This is a genomic window from Sulfurimicrobium lacus (assembly GCF_011764585.1).
Lineage (GTDB): Bacteria > Pseudomonadota > Gammaproteobacteria > Burkholderiales > Sulfuricellaceae > Sulfurimicrobium > Sulfurimicrobium lacus.
On the sequence record NZ_AP022853.1, the window covers coordinates 1,638,022 to 1,658,169 of the forward strand.

Consider the following 20,148-nt stretch of genomic DNA (forward strand, 5'->3'; position numbering starts at 1 on the left):
TGATGTTCGCTTACATCCTCAAGCGCCTCCTGCTCATGATCCCCACGCTGTTCGGCGTGCTGCTGATCACCTTCGCCGTCATCCAGTTCGTCCCCGGCGGGCCGGTGGAGCAGCTGATCCACCAGCTCAAGGGGCAGGGGCCGGGCGGCGAGGCGAGCAGCGGGGCGACGCAGATCTATCGCGGCGACCGCGGGATGGACAAGGAGCGCATCGAAAAACTCAAGGCGCTCTACGGCTTCGACAAGCCGGCTCCCGTGCGCTTCTGGGAAATGATGAAAAACTTCGCCGTGTTCGACCTGGGCGAGAGTTATTTCCACCACAAGTCGGTGACGCAGCTGGTGATCTCCAAGTTGCCGGTTTCGATCAGCCTCGGGGTATGGACCTTCTTCATCGTATACCTGACCTGCATACCGCTCGGCATTGCCAAGGCGATGCGTGACGGGTCCGCTTTCGACGTGGTTTCCAGCACCGTAATCCTGGTGGGCTACGCCATTCCCGGCTTCGTGCTGGGCGTCCTGCTGCTGGTGCTGTTCGGCGGCGGCAGCTTCTGGGACGTGTTTCCGCTGCGCGGGCTGGTGTCCGACAACTGGGCGGCGCTGCCGTGGCACGCCAAAATCACCGACTACCTGTGGCACATGGTGCTGCCGGTCAGCGCTTCGGTGGTAGGCAGCTTCGCGGTAATGACCATGCTCACCAAGAACAGCTTCATCGAGGAAATCCGCAAGCAGTACGTGCTGACCGCGCGGGCCAAGGGTTTGAGCGAAAACACCGTGCTCTACAAGCACGTTTTCCGTAATGCCATGATCCCGCTGGTGACCGGGTTCCCGGCGGCGTTCATCGGCGCGTTCTTTACCGGCAGCCTGCTGATCGAGACCATTTTTTCCCTCGACGGGCTGGGGCTGCTGTCCTATGAATCGGTGCTGAAGCGCGATTATCCGGTGGTGCTGGGTACGCTTTATCTCTACACCCTGCTGGGGCTGTTCGCCAAGCTGCTGTCGGATTTGAGCTATGTGCTGGTCGATCCGCGCATCCAGTTCGAGAGCGTGTCGCGATGAAGCCCTTGTCTCCCTGGCAGCGCGCCTGGCAGCGCTTCAGATCCAACCGGCGCGGTTACTGGAGCCTGTGGGTTTTCGGCGTGCTATTCGCGCTGAGTCTGTGCGCCGAGGTGCTGTCCAACGACAAGCCGCTGGTCGTCCATTACCAGGGGCAGTATTACTTCCCCATCCTGAAAACCTATCCCGAGACGCTGTTCGGCGGGGATTTCGAAACCGAGGCCGATTACAACGATCCCTATATCGTCGACAAGATCAGCCAGGGGAAAAACTGGGCCTTGTATCCGCTCAACCGCTACAGCTTCAATTCCATCAACTATTTCGCCGACAGCCCCAACCCGGCGCCGCCCTCGCGCCACAACCTGTTCGGCACCGACGACCGCGGGCGCGACGTACTTGCACGGCTGATCTACGGCTTCCGCATTTCGGTCTTGTTCGCCATGGCGCTCACCTTAGTCGGTACCTTGATCGGCATTCTGGCCGGTGCGCTGCAGGGCTATTTCGGCGGGCGCTTCGACCTGCTGTTCCAGCGTTTTACGGAAGTGTGGGGTTCGATGCCGGAGTTGTACCTGCTTATCATTTTTTCCGCCATTTTCCAGCCCAGCATCACGCTGCTGCTGGTCCTGCTTTCCCTGTTCGGCTGGCTGGGGCTGGCGGATTACGTGCGCGCCGAGTTCCTGCGCGGCCGCAACCTGGACTACGTCAAGGCGGCGCGCGCCCTAGGCGTTTCCAATCGCGCCATCATGCTGCGCCACCTGCTGCCCAACAGCATGACGCCGGTGATCACCTTCCTGCCGTTCCGCGTGTCGGGCGCGATCCTGGCGCTCACCAGTCTGGATTTTCTCGGCCTCGGCGTGCCGCCTTCCACCCCCAGCCTGGGGGAACTGCTGGCTCAAGGCAAGGACAACATCGAGGCATGGTGGCTGTCGCTGACCACCTTTACCGTGCTGGTGGGGACGCTGATGCTGTTGATCTTCGTCGGCGAGGCCCTGCGCGAAGCCATGGATACGCGGCGTGGCTGAGATGAATCCCATCCCCCTTCTGGAGATCGATCGCCTGGCGGTCTCTTTCGGGCGCCCCGGGCAGTACGCCGATGCCGTGCGCGAGGCCAGTTTTTCGATCGCTCAGGGTGAAAAGCTGGCCCTGGTGGGTGAATCCGGTTCCGGCAAGTCGGTGACGGCGCTCTCCATCCTGCAGTTGCACGACAAGCGCCAGGTGAGCTATCCCTCGGGTTCCATCAAGTTCCAGGGGCGGGAATTGATGGGTCTGGCTGAGAACGAGCTGAGGCGCATCCGCGGCCGGGATATCGCCATGATCTTCCAGGAGCCGATGACGTCGCTCAATCCGCTCTACACCATCGGCGACCAGTTGCTGGAGCCCCTGCTGACCCATGAGAATCTGAGCAAACCGGCAGCGCGCAGGCGCATGATCGAACTCCTTGCCCGCACCGGCATTCCGGAGCCGGATAAACGCTTCGATGCCTATCCCCACATGCTCTCCGGCGGGCAGCGTCAGCGCGTCATGATCGCCATGGCACTGGCATGCAGTCCCAAACTTCTCATCGCCGACGAGCCTACTACCGCGCTGGACTTGACCATCCAGGCGCAGATACTGGAATTGCTGGAGGACCTGCAAAAAGAGTTCTCCATGGCGGTGCTGCTGATCACGCACGATCTCAACCTGGTCCGGCGTTTCGCGCAGCGCATCTGCGTCATGCAGGAGGGACACATCGTCGAGCAGGCCCCGGTGGCGCAACTGTTTGCCGCGCCGCAGCACCCGTACACGCAACAGCTGCTGCAAAGCCAGCCGGCGCGCTTGGTTGGACCGGAAGAAAGCGCGGCCCTTGAGGGTTTGCCCGCCTTGCTTGAGGCAAGCGGGGTGAACTGCGCATTTCCCATCAAGTCCGGATTTTTCCAGCGTCGGACTGGCGAAGTGCGTGCGGTGGACGACGCCAGCCTGATGTTGCGCCCGGGAGAAACCCTGGGTCTGGTGGGCGAGTCGGGTTCGGGTAAAACCACGCTGGGGATGTGTCTGTTGCGATTGCAGGAATGCGCGGGGGCGATCCGCTTCGATGGGGCGGACCTTTCTTCTCTCAGCCAGCGGCAGTTGCGGCCGTTGCGGCGCGATTTCCAGGTGGTGTTCCAGGACCCCTATTCCTCGCTCTCGCCTAGGCTGACCGTGGAGCAGATCATCGGCGAAGGGCTAAGCATCCATTTTCCACAACTCGACAAGCGTCAGCGCAGGGAACGCATTATTGCCATCATGGCGGAGGTGGGGCTGGAGGAGTCGATGCTGTGGCGCTACCCCCACGAGTTTTCCGGCGGACAGCGCCAGCGCATTGCCATCGCCCGGGTGGCGGTGCTGGAGCCGAAGCTGATCCTGCTGGACGAGCCGACCAGCGCGCTCGATGTTTCGGTGCAGAAGCAGGTGCTGGAATTGTTGCGCCGCCTGCAGCAGAAGCACGGCATGAGCTATCTCTTCATCACCCATGATCTGCGTGTGATTCGTGCCATGGCGCATCGCATGGTCGTGATGCAAAACGGCCGAATCGTGGAGGCGGGTGAAACTGAAGCTTTGTTCGCCGAGCCGAAGCAGGACTATACGCGGATGCTGTTACAGGCGTCCCTGCTGGCGTAGGGCCAGCATGTTCAGCTTTTGCGGGTGATGACCGTCAGCGTGTTGCCGGGCTGCAGGCTGTAGTTCGCGGAGAGCTTGTTCCAGCGTTGCAGGTCGTTGACCGCCACATTGAAGCGCCGGGCGATGCTGAACACCGTGTCGCCGCGTTTCACCACATAGTGGGAATGCTTTTCGGCACGGCTCGCTTTGGCAAGTACTGTCCGCCTACCTTTAACCGACTCTTCGCGAACCTGTTTGGCCTGGGAAATCGACACCTTTTCGGGTTTTGCGGAGGCCAGCACGGTCAGTTTTTGCCCTCGTGCCAAGCGGTTGGACTTGAGATGGTTCTGCATTTTCAGCTGTGCCACCGATATCCCATGGCGCTTGGCGATGCTAAGCACGGTGTCGCCCTTGGCGACGGTATAAATTGTCTTGTTGCTTGGTGCTGCAGGTGCGAATACAGGTTCGGCTTCTGGAATATGTGCCGCCAGGCTAGGTGCATTGCCCGACCTGGTAATGGGTACCAGCAGGGTTTGGGTGCTGGCCAGCTTGGTGCGCCCGCTGATGGCGTTGAGTTCTTTCAGGCGCGCGAGTGAAATCCCGAAGCGTTTGGCAATGGCAACCAGCTTCTCGCCATGTTGTGGCGTATATGTCTGCCACGAGGACAGGGGATGCTCGTAATTTTCCAGATTCAGGGAAAAACTGTTGACCTTGGCTACCGGCAGCAACAGGGTGGGTCTGCCGGTGCCCGTGCCGGCCACGAGCGGTTTGTTGTAAGCCGGGTTGAGGGCGACGAACTCGTCCAGCGGAACTTCGGCCAGGCGGGCTGCCAGCGCTACATCCATATGCTGCTTGAGTTTGACGCTGGCGAAATAAGGACTGTTGGGGATCGAATTGAGAGACAGGCCATATGCCGTGGGGTTCATGATGATGTTTTTGACGGCGATCAGCTTGGGTACGTAATTGCGCGTTTCCGGAGGCATGCGCAGGCTGAGATAGTCGGTGGGCTCGCCGGCGGCCTGATTCTTGGCAATTGCCCGGCCTACCGAGCCTTCACCCCAGTTGTAGGCGGCTAGGGCGAGTTCCCAGCTGCCGAACATGTTGTACAGTTTCTGCAGGTAGTCCAGAGCGGCATCGGTGGCTGCCAGGACGTCGCGGCGACCGTCGTAAAGCACGTTCTGGTTGAGGCCGAAATGTTTTCCGGTAGATGGGATGAACTGCCAGATTCCCGCGGCGTGGCTGGTGGAGTAGGCTTTCGGATTGAACGCGCTCTCGATCATGGGTAGCAGGGCGATCTCTGTCGGCATGCCGCGCTTTTCAACTTCTTCGACGATATGGAACAAGTAGCGCTGGCTGCGCTCCATCATGCGGCCCACGTATTCGGGTCGTGCGGCATACCAGGCTTCATGCTCCTTGACCAGCGGGCTGTCCAGGTCGCCAAGTGTGAAGCCGGCGCGGATGCGCTCCCAGAGGTCAGGGTTGTCGCTGCCGAAGTCGGGCAATTTGAGAGATGCGGGGCTGGAATTGATCTGCTCTGCGGAACGGAGATTTACTACCAGGGTGCCGGAGCTTTCCGTGCTGCTGGAATCTGGTTGTTTCGAGACGGACCGCGTGGCGTTACTATCTGTAACCGCAGTGCTGGCGGTGTCATCGGGGGTGGTGCTGTCGAGGGTCGACGGCCGTTCTGCTGTTGGCTGCGTGCGCTGCAAGAGCCAGCTGTCCGCCGCAGGAAAAGCTTCCCATGCGTTCGCTGAATTCGCAGCGAACAGGCACAGAATGGATAATGCAAAAAATGAAACCGCGCGCAATCGCATTCTTTTGGGGTTCCCTCTTGTCTGACGGTAAAAACCCCGTGATGGTAACGACTTTAGTTGCTTAAGGTCAAGTTAATCCGGGATATTCAGACTTGGTCGCGCCATTGCCGTATGGCTGCGAATACGTCTACCGGCTCACGGAGAGGGTGGCCCGCGAACCGGCTTGCTGCTGAAATTACGTCAGCTTCGTTGCAGCGCAAGAATGGATTGGTCATCTTTTCCAGAAGAATGGTAGAGGGCAGGGTGGGCCTGTCTTGCGAAAGAACTATATGTTCCCTGTGCTCGCGCTCGATCAGTGCAGCATTGCCGGGCTCGACCATTTTGGCGAAACGGATATTCTCCAGGGTGTATTCGTGGGCACAATAGACCTTTGTAGCGTCGGGCAGGGCGGAAAATTTGGCCAGCGAAGCATGCATCTGTTGTGCGGAGCCTTCGAACAGACGTCCGCAGCCGCAGGCAAACAGTGCATCGCCACAAAACAAGCTATTTATCCCATAATATGCGACGTGGCCGGCAGTGTGACCGGGTACGTCAAGCACCTGAAAGGTTGTTTCCAGGCTGGTGAGGTCGATCATGTCGCCCTCTCCGACCGGATGGGTGACACACGAAATGGCCTCACGGCGAGGGCCGTAAACAAGGGGGTCGAGGCGTCGCTGCAGTTCGGCGGCACCACCGGTATGGTCTCTGTGATGGTGAGTGAGCAGGACGGCGACGAGCCTTAACTGATTAAGTTGCAGATAATCCAAAACCGGCGCGGCATCGCCGGGGTCAACGACGGCGGCACTCGTGCCGTTGCGAATTAGCCAGATATAGTTGTCTTCAAAGGCAGGGATGGGAACGATTTCAATCATTGGTGTATGTTTGGACGGGGCTGCTTAAATGTCAAGTCTGGACGAAAACGCCTGGCTTGCCACCTCCTTGGGCCAGTATTTTTTGCAGCGCGAGCAGGCTTACTACGATCAAGTGGTGGCGGATATTTTCGGTTTCAACGCGCTGCAACTGGGCTTGCTGGAGCACGATCTGCTGCGCACCAGCCGTATTCCTTTTTGCTTCCGTGCGGGCATGGGGCGGCGAGTGGCAGTTCGGGCGGATGCGCCGCAATTACCGGTCGCCAGTCAAACGCTAGACTTGATTTTGTTGCCCCATGTTCTTGAATTCAGTGCTCATCCGCACCAGATTCTGCGTGAGGCCGAACGGGTGTTGATGCCGGAAGGGCAGTTGATCGTCAGTGGTTTTAATCCTTTCAGCCTATGGGGGCTGCGCAAGATGATGTCTTATAATGAGGCCGGTTATCCTTGGAACGGCCGCTTCATCAGCCTGTTGCGACTCAAGGACTGGCTCGCCCTGCTTGGTTTTGAAGTGATCGGGGGGCGCATGTGCTGTTACGAACCGCCGTTCCAGCAGGAAAAATTATTACGCAAATTTCGCTTCATGGAGGCGGCAGGCGACCGCTGGTGGGCGTTGGCTGGCGGAGTTTATTTTATTCACGCCAGAAAACGTGTGCATGGTATGCGTATGATCATGCCGCCTTGGAACGAAGCCCGGGCAGCACGCAAGGGATTGGCGCCGGTAGCCCAGAAAACGCTCCAGCGCACAAAGCCCGATTTAAGGAGTCGTTTTGAATCAAAATAAGGTTTTGCCTGATACCGTTGGCATGGTTGAGATTTATACTGATGGGGCGTGCAAAGGGAATCCCGGTCCTGGCGGATGGGGCGCCTTGCTGCGTTTTCGTGGGCAGGAAAAAGAACTTTTCGGGGGCGAAGCGCTTACGACCAATAACCGCATGGAACTGCTGGCGGTGATCAGGGCGCTGGAGGCGCTTAGCCGCCCCTGCAAGGCATGGGTGCATACGGATTCGCAGTACGTGCAGAAGGGTATCAGCGAGTGGATTCACAACTGGAAACGGCGCGGCTGGCGCACGGCGGACAAGAAGCCGGTGAAGAACGTGGATTTGTGGCAGCAGCTGGATACGCTTGCAGGGAAGCATCAGGTGGAATGGGTGTGGGTAAAAGGCCATGCGGGCCACGAAGAGAATGAACGCGCGGATCAACTCGCCAATCGTGGTGTCGAGACATTGCGCACTGCGGGATAACGCCCTAAATTGAATGTGGAAGTATAAATTTGCGCCAGATAATTCTCGATACTGAAACAACGGGCCTGGAAATCAGTCTGGGCCACCGCATTATCGAAATCGCAGCCGTCGAGATGGTGAATCGTCGTCTGACGAACAATCATTTTCACCAGTATCTCAATCCCGGACGGGAAATCGATCAGGGTGCGCAGCAGGTGCATGGCATCAGTCTGGAATTCTTGCAGGACAAGCCTCTGTTCAAGGACGTGGTCCAGGATTTCCTCGATTATGTCGCTGGCGGCGAGCTCGTTATTCACAATGCACCGTTCGACGTCGGATTCCTCAATTACGAACTGGGCCTGCTCGGAATGTCGCCTATCCAGCATTATTGCCCGGTCATTACCGATACGCTAAAAATGGCCAAGGCTCTGCGCCCCGGCCAGAAGAACAATCTCGACGCCCTGTGCAAAAGCTACCAGATCGACAATTCCAAGCGCACCCTGCACGGTGCCCTGGTCGATACCGAATTGCTGTCGGAAGTCTATCTGGCCATGACTCGCGGCCAGGAAAGCCTGATGATGGAATCCGCGCCTGCGCAAGTTCAGCGCGTTAGCCGCACGCAGGGCGTACGTCAACCTCTGCGGGTGTTGGCTGCTGCTGCGGATGAACTGTTGGCGCATCAGCAGTATCTGGAGGCTCTGGATAAAGCGAGTCGTGGCAGTTGTGTGTGGAAGCTTGTGAGCCAGGATGCCTAAAGCGCGTTCGCGCCTCCTCTTCGCATTTTTTCTGACGCTGGCCCTTGCGTGGACAGGCGTCGTCGCTGCCGCGCCTGCCAATATCGCGCTCGTCTTGAGTGACGATTCCGCGCCCTATCAGGAAACTGCCAACAATATCCGTGCGCTTGTCGATCAAAGCCCAGGAAGGGCGGTGGTGAGCGTTTATTCCCCGGCGGGAAAAAAGCCTGACTTCGGCAGGGAACACCATGACCTGATCGTCGCCGTCGGTGTACGCGCAGCGCAGGAAGTGATGGCGATGAACCTGACGACGCCGGTTCTGGCGACACTGATACCGCGCCAGGCATTCGAGAAAATCGCCCGCCAGCGTGATTATCGACAGTTCTCGGCGGTCTACCTCGATCAGCCCCTGGCGAGGCAGATGGAGCTGATTCATCTGGCATTGCCGGAGCGGACCAGAATCGGTGTGGTGCTGGGGCCGGAATCTCAGGATACTTTGAAAGCGCTGCAATCTGCCGCAAAGGAAGCCAGGTTTGCGCTGGTGGTGGAAAAAATCGGGGCGGACGAGGAGCTCCTGCCTGCGCTGCAGCGCGTGCTTGCCGAAAGCGACGTTTTGCTGGCCTTGCCTGACCCCCTGGTGTTCAACAGGGGAACGGTACAAAGCCTGTTGCTCACCACTTACCGTTACCAGGACCCGGTAATCGGGTTCTCCCAGGCTTATGTCAAGGCGGGTGCGCTTGCGGCGGTATATACCACGCCGGAACAGGCAGGCCGGCAGGCGGGGGAAGTATTGCTTCGCGTTTTGGCAGGGAAGGCATGGGTGCTGCCGCCGCCGGAATATCCGAAATATTTCTCCGTCAGTCTCAATTACCAGGTCGCACGTTCGCTCGCCATCAATGTAGGCGACGAGACTGCGCTTTTCCAGAAACTGAAGCGTACGGCGGACCAGGAATGAAGAACTGGGGCATCAAGAAGCGGGTATTGTTTCTGGCGCTGATGCCGGCATCGGTGATTGCGTTTTTGCTGGCGCTGCATTTCATTACCTCCGGCATTCAAAGCCTGGAGGACTCGTTGCGCGAGCGCGGCCTGGCAATCGCCCGTCAGCTAGCGCCGGCGAGCGAATACGGTGTGTTTTCAGGCAATCACGACATCCTGCAGTTGCTGGCGGACTCGGCCATGAAGGAGACCGATGTGACCGCAGTTACCATCACCAATATCGATGGCGCCATTCTTGCGGCAAGCGGGAAATCAATGGGCCCACCCGTATTGTCGGATTACAAGGCTGGATTGTTTATCGCCGTAGCCGATCAGGGAGAAGTGCTGAGCTTCAGCGCCCCTGTGTCGCAGAGCCAGACCGAGGTGAACGATTTTCTGCAGGACGTCGCCGTTACACAAGCTGCAGCACCCAAAGGCAAAATTCTGGGCAGGGTCAATCTCGAACTGTCGCGAGAAAATACCCGCAAGCATAAGCAGATGTTGATTTTCAACAGTCTCCTGATTTCCCTTCTGGGCTTGGCCGCGACTGCGCTTCTGGCGCTGCGGATGAGCCGCGATGTGACCGTTCCGGTAAAGCGCCTGGCCGATGCGGTGGACGAGCTTGGTCGGGGCCGGCTGGATGTGCGTGTCGAAGAGGTTTCCGGGGGTGAACTGCACACCCTCGAGCGTGGCGTAAATGCCATGGCCGTTGCTTTGCAGGCGGCCCAGGAGCGCATGCAGGAGCGTATCGATGCGGCAACGGAACGGCTGTCCTACCAGGCTACCCACGATGCATTGACCGGCCTGGTAAACCGGCGAGAATTCGAGCGTCGGTTGGAAAAGGCCCTGGTTTCATCACGCGAGGACGGACGGGTGCATGCCCTGTGTTACCTCGATCTCGACCAGTTCAAGATCGTCAACGACACCAGTGGCCATGTGGCCGGCGATGAACTGCTGCGCCAGCTGACAGTACTGTTGCAAAGCAAGGTGCGCGAAGCGGACCTCCTGGCGCGGCTGGGCGGCGACGAATTCGGCGTGCTGCTGGAGAACTGTCCGCTGGAACAGGCGCAGATCGTGGCCGACCTGTTGCGCCAGACGGTAAAGGATTTTCATTTTGTCTGGCAGAACAAGGCTTTTGTCATCGGCGTCAGCATCGGCCTGGTGCCCATTACCCAGGAATGCGAATCGCTCGCCTGTGTGCTGAGCTACGCGGATGCAGCCTGTTATGCAGCCAAGGATCTGGGCCGCAACCGGGTACATGTGTACCGTATTGAGGACGACGAGCTGGCGCAGCGTCAGGGTGAAATGAACTGGGTGGCGCGGATCAACCATGCCATCGAGGAAAACCGCTTCCGACTCTATTACCAGACTATCATGCCGCTGGCCGCAACAGATAACGAAGGCGCGCATTTCGAGATACTGCTGCGCATGCTGGACGACCAGGGCGAACTTATTCCCCCCATGGCGTTCATACCTGCCGCCGAACGCTATAACCTGATGCCGGCCATCGACCGCTGGGTGGTGGGCACCGCATTCGGACAGTACTGGAAGATTCTGCCCAAAGACTCGCTGAACCAGCGGCACACCTGCACCGTGAACCTTTCCGGGCCCTCATTGTGCGACGACCATTTCCTGGATTTTATCAAGCGCCAATTCGCTTTGTACCACGTGCCATACGATCACATCTGCTTCGAAATTACCGAGACTGCGGCGATCTCCAATCTTTCTCGTGCCATGGATTTCATCGGCGAACTGCGCTCCCATGGATGCCGTTTCTCTCTGGACGATTTCGGCAGCGGGCTGTCGTCTTTTACCTACCTCAAGAACATGCCCGTCGATTATCTGAAGATCGACGGCTCTTTCGTGCGCGACATGGTGGACGATCCCATGGATGCCGCCATGGTGGCGGCCATCAACCAGGTCGGTCACGTCATGGGCCTCAAGACCATTGCGGAATTCGTGGAAACCGATGCCGTGCTGGAAAAGCTGCGCGAGATGGGGGTGGATTTCGTGCAGGGGTTCGGCATCGAACGCCCCAAGCCGCTGGAGGATTTGTTTCAGGCGGCCTTGCCTCTGGAAGCCGGGCGCGAGCCTGAACGAATCGTAATGCGCCCTCTGGAGCAGCGAGCTCTTTTCCCCCAGTAGTCTGTCTCACTCGAAACCTCCAGGGAGACACCGATGTATTCCGCGGTCCTGTCATTGCGAGCGCAGTCCGCGTAGGGCGCACTAACCGCAGGGCAGTGCGCCGGATGTCATCCGCTAGGATCCTACGTCGCTTGTACGGTTCAGAAACGTTTATCGATAACCGTGCTTCATGCGGCGCAATGCGCTTCGCTTATTGGCGCCCTACACCCCTAACGCCCATGCCGGTGCGGAAGGCAAACCCGACCGGGTTAATATCCGAGTGCTCTCGCGCTTTGGTAAAAAGCGAAGCTCACCAGCCATGCCAGCGCCAGCGGCCACGCCAGGGCCAATGCAGTGTAGGCATTGCTGCGCGACTCGGTTTTGAGCGTGGCGAGGGTGGAGAGGCAGGGCGTATAGATCAGGGTGAACAGCATGAAGCTGTATGCCTGCACCCAATCGAGTTGCTGGGCCATTGTGTTCATCAGCGCGGTGCCTTCCAGGCCGTAGATCACCGCCAGCGAGCCGATCACGATTTCCTTGGCGACGAAGCCGAAAATCAGCGCGATGGCCAGTTGCTGGTTGATGCCGAGCGGGTCGAGTATGGGGGCGAGAAAGTGGCCGATCATGCCGGCCCAGGTGTCGCTGCCGGCCGGGGCTGCATCCAGGGGGAAATGGGTGAGTATCCATACCATCACCACGCCGGCGATGATGAATTTGCTTGCACGTCCGAGAAAGTGCCTGACCTCGTGCCAGCCGCGCAGCACGATCTGGCGCCGGGTGGGCAGGCGGTAGGGCGGCAGTTCGAGAATGAAAGGCTCGTTGTTGGCGTAGCGTTTCTTGAACAGCAGCGCGGTGGCGATCGCGGCGGCAAAGCTGAACAGGTAAAGGCTGAACAGGACCAGCGGCGCGTATTTCGGGGCGAACAGCGCCGAGGCGATGAAGACGAATACCTGCAGCCGGGCCGAGCACAGCGAGAACGGGATGACCAGCATGGTCAGCAGGCGCAGGCTGCGCGAACGCATGACGCGCGTGCCCATCAGCGCGGGCACGTTGCAGCCGAAGCCCATCAGCATCATGACGAAGCTGCGCCCGTCGAGGCCCATTTTGGCCATCAGCGCGTCCATCAGGAACGCGGCGCGCGACAGGTAGCCGCTATCTTCCACCAGCGCCATGAAGAGGAAAAACAGCACGATGATCGGCACGAAGGCGGCGACGGTGCCGACACCGTTGTAGATGCCGTCCAGCAGCAGGCCGTGCAGCGGTGCGGGCAGGTTGTGCAGCATGGGGTCCAGCAGCCCGCCGCGGAACAGGCCGAGGAGCCAGGCAACGCCGTCCTGCAAGGGCTTGCCGAGAATGAAAATGGCCTGGAATAGCAGGTACATGACGCCGAAGAATAGCGGCAGGCCAAGCCAGGGATGGAGCAACACACTGTCGAGCCGGGTGGTGAGGTTGTCGGACATCTGGGTGGGGACCTGCACGGCGTGCTGGAGCACGCTCTCCATGGTGGATTCGATCTGGTCGTCGAGCTGTAGCTTCTCGCGAATCTGTTCCGTCGCAACCGGCAGGCTGGCCTGGATGGCGCTCGAGATGGCCTGATAGGCGTGTTCGTAGCCGCTGCCGTACTTGGCGGAGAGCAGTGCCACCGGCATGTTCATGGCCTGCGACATTTTCTCGATATCCACCGTGACGCCGAATTTCTTCGCCTCGTCCGACATGTTGAGCAACAGCAGGGCGGGCAGGCCGAGTTGCTTGAGCTGCAGGGCGAGGCTTAGCTGGCGCTCGATCTGGGTGGTGTTGAGGATGATCAGCACCAAGTCCACCGGGTTGTTTTCGAGGAAGTGCCGGACCACCAGTTCGTCGTCGGAGAAGCCGTGGATGTCGTACACGCCGGGCAGATCGATGATCTCCACCATGGCGCCGCCGAGCAGCACTTTCGCGCTCATCAGGTCCACGGTGATGCCCGGCCAGTTGCCGACTCGCGCCGAGGCGCCGGTAAGGCGATTGAAAAATGTGGATTTGCCGGTGTTCGGCATGCCGAGCAGCGCAACACGTTTCATTCGGCCATTCCTGCCGGAGTAACGTCGATGTGCTGCGCATCGCTGCGGCGCAGCATGATGTCGGTGGTGCCGATGCGGACATGCAGAGGTCCGGCGAACTTGGCGCGGCGCACCAGGTCGATGCGCTTGCCGATGCGGAAACCCATCGCGGCGAGGCGGTGATAGAGCGCTTCGTCGGTGTGCAGCGCGGCGATGGTGGCGGAATCGCCGGGCTTGAGAGTGGACAGTCTGACCGTGGTCATGGTTTCTGATTGCAAATAAGAATGGTTCTTGATTGTCCCATAATACCCCTATTTTGCAAAGCGTTATGCGGCTTCCAGGGGGTCGAACGTACGCCCGCCGAATTGTGAGCAGGGCATATTTAGGGTATGATTTCATCCCGTCCAATCTCCACGATCACAAGATCTTTCATGACCAAATTCATCTTCGTCACGGGCGGGGTCGTTTCTTCTCTCGGCAAAGGCATCGCGGCGGCTTCGCTCGCGGCCATCCTCGAATCCCGCGGCATCAAAGTCACCATGCTCAAGCTGGATCCCTACATCAACGTGGATCCCGGCACCATGAGTCCGTTCCAGCACGGCGAGGTGTTCGTCACCGAAGACGGTGCCGAAACCGACCTCGACCTGGGCCATTACGAGCGCTTCATCAATGCCCGGATGAAGAAGTCCAACAACTTCACCACCGGCCAGATTTACGAGAGCGTGATCAAGAAGGAGCGCCGCGGCGAATACCTCGGCGGCACGGTGCAGGTCATCCCGCACATCACCGACGAGATCAAGAATTTCGTGCGCGCCGGCGCCGGGGATGCCGAAGTGGCGATCGTCGAAATCGGCGGCACGGTGGGCGACATCGAATCGCTGCCCTTCCTCGAAGCGATTCGCCAGATGGGCGTGCAGATGGGTCGCAGCAATACCTGCTACATCCACCTCACCCTGGTGCCCTACATCGCCTCCGCCGGCGAGATCAAGACCAAGCCGACCCAGCACTCGGTGAAGGAACTGCGCGAGATCGGTATCCAGCCCGACGTGCTGCTATGCCGCGCCGATCGCCCGCTGCCGGACGATGAGCGGCGCAAGATCGCGCTGTTTACCAATGTTCCCGAAGAGGCGGTCATTTCCGCCGTGGATGTCGACAGCATCTACAAGATTCCCGGCCTGCTGCATCTGCAGAACCTCGACCAGATCGTGTGCCGCAAGCTGGAACTCAACCCGCCTGCAGCGGATCTGAGCGCTTGGGAAAAACTGGTTTTCGCCCTGGAGCACCCGCAGCACGAGGTGAACATCGCGCTGGTGGGCAAATACGTGGACCTGACCGAGTCCTACAAATCGCTTTCCGAAGCCCTGATCCATGCCGGCATCCACACCCGCAGCAAGATCAACATCCATTACATCGACTCCGAAACGCTGGAAAGCGGCGACACCGCTTGCTTGACCGGCAAGGATGCCATTCTCGTGCCGGGCGGCTTCGGCAAGCGCGGCGTCGAGGGCAAAATCGCGGCGATCCGCTACGCTCGCGAGAAGCGTATTCCCTACCTGGGAATCTGCCTCGGCATGCAGCTGGCGGTGATCGAATATGCACGCCACAAGGCCGGCATGGACGATGCGCACAGCACCGAATTCGAGCCCAATACCCACCATCCGGTGGTGGCGCTGATCACCGAGTGGCGCACCAAGGAAGGCACGGTCGAAACCCGCAGCGCCCAGTCCGATCTGGGCGGCACCATGCGCCTGGGCGGACAGGAAGCCTTGCTGATGGAAGGTTCGCTGGCGCGCAAGGTTTATGGCGCTGAAAAAATCGTCGAGCGCCATCGCCACCGCTACGAAGTCAACAACGAATTCCTGCCGCGCCTCGAGCAGGCGGGCTTGCGCGTGAGCGGACGCTCGCAGGGCGAAGAGAACCTGTGCGAGATGATCGAATTGCCGGATCACCCGTGGTTCATGGCCTGCCAGTTCCACCCCGAATTCACTTCCACCCCGCGCAACGGCCACCCGCTGTTCAAGGCTTTCATCGAAGCCGCGCTGGCCCACTCACAGGCGTCCTAAATGAAACTATGCAGCTTTGAAGCCGGCCTGGACCAGCCGTTATTCCTGATTGCCGGCCCTTGCGTGATCGAGTCGCAGCAACTGGCGCTGGATACGGCGGGCGCCCTGAAGGAAATCTGCGCCGCCGTAGGTATCAATTTCATCTACAAATCCTCCTACGACAAGGCCAACCGCAGTTCCGGCAAGTCGTTCCGCGGCTTCGGCATCGACGAAGGGCTCCGGATTCTGAGCGAGGTGAAGCGCCAGATCGGCGTGCCGGTGCTGACCGACGTGCACAGCGAGGAAGAGATCCCGGTTGCGGCAGCAGTGGTGGACGTGTTGCAGACGCCTGCCTTCCTGTGTCGCCAGACCGACTTCATCCACGCCGTGGCGAGTTGCGGCAAGCCGGTCAACATCAAGAAAGGCCAGTTCCTGGCCCCATGGGACATGAAGAACGTGGTGGAAAAGGCGCGCGAAGCCAATGGCGGCGCGGACAACATCATGGTGTGCGAACGCGGCGTGTCGTTCGGCTACAACAACCTGGTTTCCGACATGCGCTCCCTGGCGGTGATGCGCGACACCGGCTGTCCGGTGGTGTTCGACGCCACCCATTCGGTGCAGTTACCGGGCGGGCAGGGCGACAAGAGCGGCGGACAGCGCGAATTCGTGCCGGTGCTGGCGCGCGCGGCGGTGGCGAGCGGGATCGCCGGCATTTTCATGGAAACCCACCCCGATCCCGCCATCGCGCTGTCGGATGGACCCAACGCCTGGCCGCTGGGGCAGATGCGCCAGTTGCTGGCAACCCTCAAGCAGCTGGATGATCTGGTCAAGCAACAGGGCCTGATCGAGCAGCAGCTGGCGTGAAAAATTCGACCCACATGCGCGGTCGCCACTCCGTCATGTGTTTATGGGTAGTGTAAAGATTTGTGGTTATTGTTTTGTGCAAAGAATGAATACTGTTAAGGAAAAATAAGATGAGTGCAATTGTTGATGTGATCGCCCGTGAAATACTGGACTCCCGTGGCAACCCCACGGTGGAAGCCGACGTACTGCTGGAGTCGGGAGTGATTGGTCGTGCTGCGGTGCCTTCTGGCGCCTCCACCGGTACCAAGGAAGCCGTGGAACTGCGCGATGGCGACAAGAGTCGTTACCTGGGCAAGGGCGTGCTGCAGGCAGTGGAAAACGTCAATACCGAAATCTGCGAAGCGATCATCGGACTGGATGCGGAAGAGCAGAGCTTCATCGACAAGATGCTGATCGAATTGGACGGCACCGAAAACAAGGGCCGCCTGGGCGCCAACGCCATTCTCGCCGTCTCCCTGGCGGTCGCCAAGGCCGCTGCGGAACAGTCCGGCCTGCCGCTGTACCGTTACCTGGGCGGTGCCGGCCCGATGCAGTTGCCGGTGCCGATGATGAACATCATCAACGGCGGCGCGCATGCCACCGGCGGTGCGGACATCCAGGAATTCATGATCATCCCGGTGGGCGCACAGAGCTTCCGCGAAGCCCTGCGTTGCGGCGCGGAAGTGTTCCATCACCTGAAAAAGATTCTCCACGGCCGCGGCCTGGCCACCACCGTTGGCGACGAAGGCGGTTTTGCGCCTGCGCTGGGCTCCAACGAAGCGGCTCTGAAGGTCATCGTGGAAGCCATCGAGGCCGCCGGCTACCTGCCGGGTTCCGACGTGGCGATCGGCCTGGACTGCGCTGCCTCCGAGTTTTACAAGGACGGCCAGTACCATCTGAAAGCGGACGGCCTGACCCTCAACTCCAGTCAGATCATCGATCTGTATGCCACCTGGGTGGACAAGTACCCCATCATCAGCATCGAAGACGGCATGAGCGAATTCGACTGGGACGGCTGGAAGCTGCTCACCGACCGTCTCGGCAAGTCGATCCAGCTGGTTGGCGACGACGTGTTCGTGACCAACACCAAGATCCTGCGCGAAGGCATCCAGAAGGGCATCTGCAACTCCATCCTGATCAAGGTGAACCAGATCGGCACGCTGAGCGAAACCTTCGCCGCAGTGGAGATGGCTAAGCGCGCCGGTTATACCGCCGTGATTTCGCACCGCTCGGGCGAGACGGAAGACTCCACCATCGCCGATCTGGCGGTGGCAACCAACGCCCTGCAGATCAAGACCGGCTCTCTCAGCCGCTCCGATCGTATTTCCAAATACAACCAGCTGTTGCGCATCGAAGAAGAGTTGGGCGACGGCGCCAGCTACGCCGGACGCGACGCTTTCTATCAGCTCAGTTTCTGAACCGGAGTCTGATCCCTTTCCATGCGCTGGCTGACGCTTTTTCTGGCGCTGCTCATTGCCGCGCTGCAATATCCGCTGTGGCTGGGCAAAGGCAGTTGGCTACGGGTGTGGGAAGTGGATCAGAAAATCGCGGCACAGAAACAGGTCAATCAGGGATTGAAAGCGCGCAACGCCTCGCTCGAGGCGGAAGTGCGCGATCTCAAGCAGGGTTACGACGCGATCGAGGAGCGTGCCCGCAGCGAACTGGGCCTGGTCAAGCAGGATGAGGTGTTTTTCCAGGTGCTGGATAATGACCGGCATTCTGGAACTGCGGCGAACGCTGCTGCCAAGACGCCTCCAGGAAAATCTGTGACGCCAGTGCCCAAACCCTGATTCACCCTCGCCCGCAGCATTTTTTGAATTTTTTACCGCTGCCGCAAGGGCAGGGCTCGTTGCGGCCGATTTTGGTCTGGTGCGCGGCGGGCGGAAATTCGCCGCCGACATAAAGCCATTTACCATCGTGTTTGTGGAAGCGGCTGATCTCGTGCAGTGAGGCGGGGCGGCCCTGATGGGTGTAGTGCGCGACGAATTCCACTGCGCCTTCCGCGTCGTTTTCGCCGCCGGCTTTAATGCCCAGTATCTCTAATCCGAGCCATTCAATATCGGTTGTGGCTGGACTCTCATCCTGCCCTGTCTGGGTATGCTTCAGGTAGTCCCAATCGTGGCGTACAAAGGCGCTATAGCGCGAGCGCATCAGGGCTTCGGCACTGGGGGGCGAGGATGTTCCTGCCAAATACGCTCCGCAGCAGGCATCAAACGGCAGGCTGGAGCCGCACGGACACAAGGGATTCACAGCAGGGATGCTAGCAGGTGGTGCAGTGTTGTTCGATGAATTCACGTACCCAGTGCTCGGGCTTGGCGCTGGAGAAACGTCCCACCTCTTCGCCGTTTATGAACATCAGTACAGTGGGGAAACCGCGCAGGCCGTAACGGCCGGCGAGTTTCATGTTGTCGCCTTCGTCCACCTCCACCTTGGCGAGTGTGAATTTCCCCGCGTAGGCTTTGACAACCCGATCCAGCACGGGTGACAACGCCAGACAGGGCGAGCACCAGTCGGCCCAGAAATCGACCAGTACCGGCAGGGTTTTGGAGGCTTCGATGACGTGCTGTTCGAAGTCGTGGAGGTTGACGTCAATAATCAGGGAATCGTTGTGTTTCATCGCGAGGCAGCATCGAGTGGTCTTGAAAGGGCGTTATTCTAGCCGAAATCGCCAGGCCATGCCGGGTTGAAAAGCTTCTATGCACCAGAGAAAACACGGTCGTGCTTCTTTATCTATGGGCGCAAAAAAACCCCGGAGAACCGGGGTTTTTTATGGTCAAGCGTAAGTAGACTTACGCTTCCCGGATGTCGGAGGCTTGTTTGCCCTTGGGACCCTGGGTAATCTCAAATTGAACCTTTTGGCCTTCCTTCAGGGTTTTGAAACCACCCATCTGGATTGCGGAGAAGTGTGCAAACAAATCTTCACTGCCATCATCGGGCGTAACGAATCCAAAACCTTTAGCGTCGTTAAACCATTTCACAATACCTGTTGCCATTTTACATTCCTAAATTTAAGTCGTATGAGCGATTGCTCGATCTATCGAAACAAGGAAAAAGGGCCAACTGAAGGTACCGCAATTTTGTTCTTGAATTCCACAGACTTTGGCAAGACTACCAGCAATCCCTGTAACTGCATAATTTATTTATTTATGTCGAGGCGGAAGATGACAGGGTAATTGCGGAATTAGGTGTGCCGGACGGTGGGCATTTGGATGTAACGCGTCTGGCGCTAGCCGAGGCAAAGCCAGGCTATTCCGACAGGATGCCAGCGCCATGTGCAAAGAGTTGATAAACAATGAAAGTGGACAAGGCAATGATGTTGATCGTTAGATACGTCGCTGCAGGTATCAGGAATTCCATGTTGCCCCCGTTATCTTTTTATTAAACGACATGCTGTTGTGCATGAGCCGAGCGATAAATTGATCGTACTATTCGCTGTTTTTACAGATATTTATATCAGGGCTAGCTTGTTTTGACTATCGGGGAAAACACTATGGATTTGCCAAACCAGGTACGGCAAGGGTTTCGTGTTATGTGCGTCCGATTCTGTGCGGTTTTCAGGTTTGATTGCTGCTGGACTTCCAGTTAAAGATAACCAGGTTACCGATTCGTCGACCAGGAAATACTCCTTTTACCTTATCGCTTTTTTACTTCCTTCAAAGATATTCTCGTCACTTCCAGCGCGTATAACTGCCTGCTTACTGAGGCGGTTCGCAGATCACCAGACTGACCGGGCGATTCCAGTTTCATGCTGTTTTATCTTTCGATCCATTCTCTTGTATAGCCTGCGTAGCGTCGGCAGTAGCGGCGTTAGACACCCGTGTCCGGCGTAAAATGATTAACT

20 protein-coding genes are annotated in these 20,148 nt (G+C 58.7%); 13 read left to right on the forward strand and 7 right to left on the reverse strand.

The annotated features are described in order from the left end of the window. The first annotated feature begins 2 nt into the window (after window positions 1-2). The 3 genes from SKTS_RS08145 to SKTS_RS08155 are packed head-to-tail and all read left to right on the forward strand — an operon-like array spanning window position 3 to window position 3,689. Window positions 3-1,055: a microcin C ABC transporter permease YejB gene (locus SKTS_RS08145; protein WP_173063008.1), complete on the forward strand. Its 1,053-nt coding sequence runs from the start codon at window positions 3-5 to the stop codon at window positions 1,053-1,055. Beyond that, on the forward strand, window positions 1,052-2,074 hold the full coding sequence (locus tag SKTS_RS08150) for an ABC transporter permease (RefSeq protein ID WP_173063011.1): 1,023 nt from the start codon (window positions 1,052-1,054) through the stop codon (window positions 2,072-2,074). The genes SKTS_RS08145 and SKTS_RS08150 overlap by 4 nt, the downstream gene beginning before the upstream one ends. A 1-nt stretch (window position 2,075) precedes the next feature. After that, entirely contained in the window at window positions 2,076-3,689 is a 1,614-nt protein-coding gene (locus SKTS_RS08155) for an ABC transporter ATP-binding protein (RefSeq protein WP_173069087.1), read from the forward strand. Window positions 3,690-3,700: 11 nt separating this feature from the next. On the opposite strand, the gene SKTS_RS08160 is transcribed toward SKTS_RS08155, so the two are convergent. Next, window positions 3,701-5,170 carry a lytic transglycosylase gene (locus tag SKTS_RS08160; protein ID WP_173063014.1) on the reverse strand — a complete coding sequence of 490 codons (1,470 nt, stop codon included), beginning with the start codon at window positions 5,168-5,170 and terminating at the stop codon, window positions 3,701-3,703. Window positions 5,171-5,243: 73 nt separating this feature from the next. On the opposite strand from SKTS_RS08160, the gene SKTS_RS08165 reads away from it, so the two are divergent. Then, window positions 5,244-5,507, forward strand: coding sequence for a hypothetical protein (locus SKTS_RS08165; protein WP_173063017.1), 264 nt, complete (start codon window positions 5,244-5,246; stop codon window positions 5,505-5,507). Window positions 5,508-5,568: 61 nt separating this feature from the next. Here SKTS_RS08165 and gloB read toward each other — a convergent pair whose 3' ends face one another. Further along, window positions 5,569-6,333 carry a hydroxyacylglutathione hydrolase gene (gene gloB, locus SKTS_RS08170; protein WP_173063035.1) on the reverse strand — a complete coding sequence of 255 codons (765 nt, stop codon included), beginning with the start codon at window positions 6,331-6,333 and terminating at the stop codon, window positions 5,569-5,571. 28 nt (window positions 6,334-6,361) lie between these two features. On the opposite strand from gloB, the gene SKTS_RS08175 reads away from it, so the two are divergent. Genes SKTS_RS08175 through SKTS_RS08195 form a run of 5 tightly spaced genes read left to right on the forward strand, consistent with a single transcriptional unit; the run spans window position 6,362 to window position 11,407 of the window. Then, window positions 6,362-7,114: a class I SAM-dependent methyltransferase gene (locus SKTS_RS08175; protein WP_173063038.1), complete on the forward strand. Its 753-nt coding sequence runs from the start codon at window positions 6,362-6,364 to the stop codon at window positions 7,112-7,114. Between the two features lie 22 nt (window positions 7,115-7,136). Then, window positions 7,137-7,574, forward strand: coding sequence for a ribonuclease HI (gene rnhA / locus SKTS_RS08180; protein WP_173063041.1), 438 nt, complete (start codon window positions 7,137-7,139; stop codon window positions 7,572-7,574). A gap of 29 nt (window positions 7,575-7,603) precedes the next feature. Then, window positions 7,604-8,308: a DNA polymerase III subunit epsilon gene (gene dnaQ, locus SKTS_RS08185; RefSeq protein ID WP_173063044.1), complete on the forward strand. Its 705-nt coding sequence runs from the start codon at window positions 7,604-7,606 to the stop codon at window positions 8,306-8,308. Further along, complete coding sequence (locus tag SKTS_RS08190) at window positions 8,301-9,242, forward strand: ABC transporter substrate-binding protein (RefSeq protein ID WP_173063047.1); 942 nt, start codon at window positions 8,301-8,303, stop codon at window positions 9,240-9,242. Before dnaQ ends, SKTS_RS08190 begins: the two co-directional genes overlap by 8 nt. Then, window positions 9,239-11,407, forward strand: a complete 2,169-nt coding sequence (locus SKTS_RS08195; protein WP_173063050.1) for an EAL domain-containing protein — start codon at window positions 9,239-9,241, stop codon at window positions 11,405-11,407. The genes SKTS_RS08190 and SKTS_RS08195 overlap by 4 nt, the downstream gene beginning before the upstream one ends. Before the next feature lie 248 nt (window positions 11,408-11,655). Here SKTS_RS08195 and feoB read toward each other — a convergent pair whose 3' ends face one another. After that, a complete protein-coding gene (feoB, locus tag SKTS_RS08200; protein ID WP_173063053.1) occupies window positions 11,656-13,443 on the reverse strand; it encodes a ferrous iron transport protein B in 1,788 nt (595 codons plus the stop codon). Continuing rightward, the gene (locus tag SKTS_RS08205) at window positions 13,440-13,685 is read right to left on the reverse strand and encodes a FeoA family protein (RefSeq protein ID WP_173063056.1); all 246 of its coding nucleotides are present in this window, start codon (window positions 13,683-13,685) and stop codon (window positions 13,440-13,442) included. Before SKTS_RS08205 ends, feoB begins: the two co-directional genes overlap by 4 nt. Window positions 13,686-13,853: 168 nt before the next feature. On the opposite strand from SKTS_RS08205, the gene SKTS_RS08210 reads away from it, so the two are divergent. The 4 genes from SKTS_RS08210 (at window position 13,854) to ftsB (ending at window position 18,097) form a co-directional block, all read left to right on the forward strand. Further along, a complete protein-coding gene (locus SKTS_RS08210) occupies window positions 13,854-15,485 on the forward strand; it encodes a CTP synthase (RefSeq protein ID WP_173063059.1) in 1,632 nt (543 codons plus the stop codon). Beyond that, window positions 15,486-16,328: a 3-deoxy-8-phosphooctulonate synthase gene (gene kdsA, locus SKTS_RS08215; protein ID WP_173063062.1), complete on the forward strand. Its 843-nt coding sequence runs from the start codon at window positions 15,486-15,488 to the stop codon at window positions 16,326-16,328. A 110-nt stretch (window positions 16,329-16,438) separates the two neighbouring features. After that, window positions 16,439-17,725, forward strand: coding sequence for a phosphopyruvate hydratase (eno, locus tag SKTS_RS08220; RefSeq protein WP_173063065.1), 1,287 nt, complete (start codon window positions 16,439-16,441; stop codon window positions 17,723-17,725). A gap of 21 nt (window positions 17,726-17,746) precedes the next feature. Further along, window positions 17,747-18,097, forward strand: a complete 351-nt coding sequence (gene ftsB, locus SKTS_RS08225) for a cell division protein FtsB (RefSeq protein ID WP_173063068.1) — start codon at window positions 17,747-17,749, stop codon at window positions 18,095-18,097. Between the two features lies 1 nt (window position 18,098). On the opposite strand, the gene SKTS_RS08230 is transcribed toward ftsB, so the two are convergent. The 3 genes from SKTS_RS08230 to SKTS_RS08240 form a co-directional block, all read right to left on the reverse strand. Beyond that, window positions 18,099-18,602: a YchJ family metal-binding protein gene (locus SKTS_RS08230; RefSeq protein ID WP_198420452.1), complete on the reverse strand. Its 504-nt coding sequence runs from the start codon at window positions 18,600-18,602 to the stop codon at window positions 18,099-18,101. Then, a complete protein-coding gene (locus SKTS_RS08235; protein WP_173063071.1) occupies window positions 18,568-18,924 on the reverse strand; it encodes a thioredoxin family protein in 357 nt (118 codons plus the stop codon). Before SKTS_RS08235 ends, SKTS_RS08230 begins: the two co-directional genes overlap by 35 nt. Window positions 18,925-19,096: 172 nt before the next feature. Then, on the reverse strand, window positions 19,097-19,300 hold the full coding sequence (locus SKTS_RS08240; RefSeq protein ID WP_173063074.1) for a cold-shock protein: 204 nt from the start codon (window positions 19,298-19,300) through the stop codon (window positions 19,097-19,099). Between the last annotated feature and the right edge of the window lie 848 nt (window positions 19,301-20,148).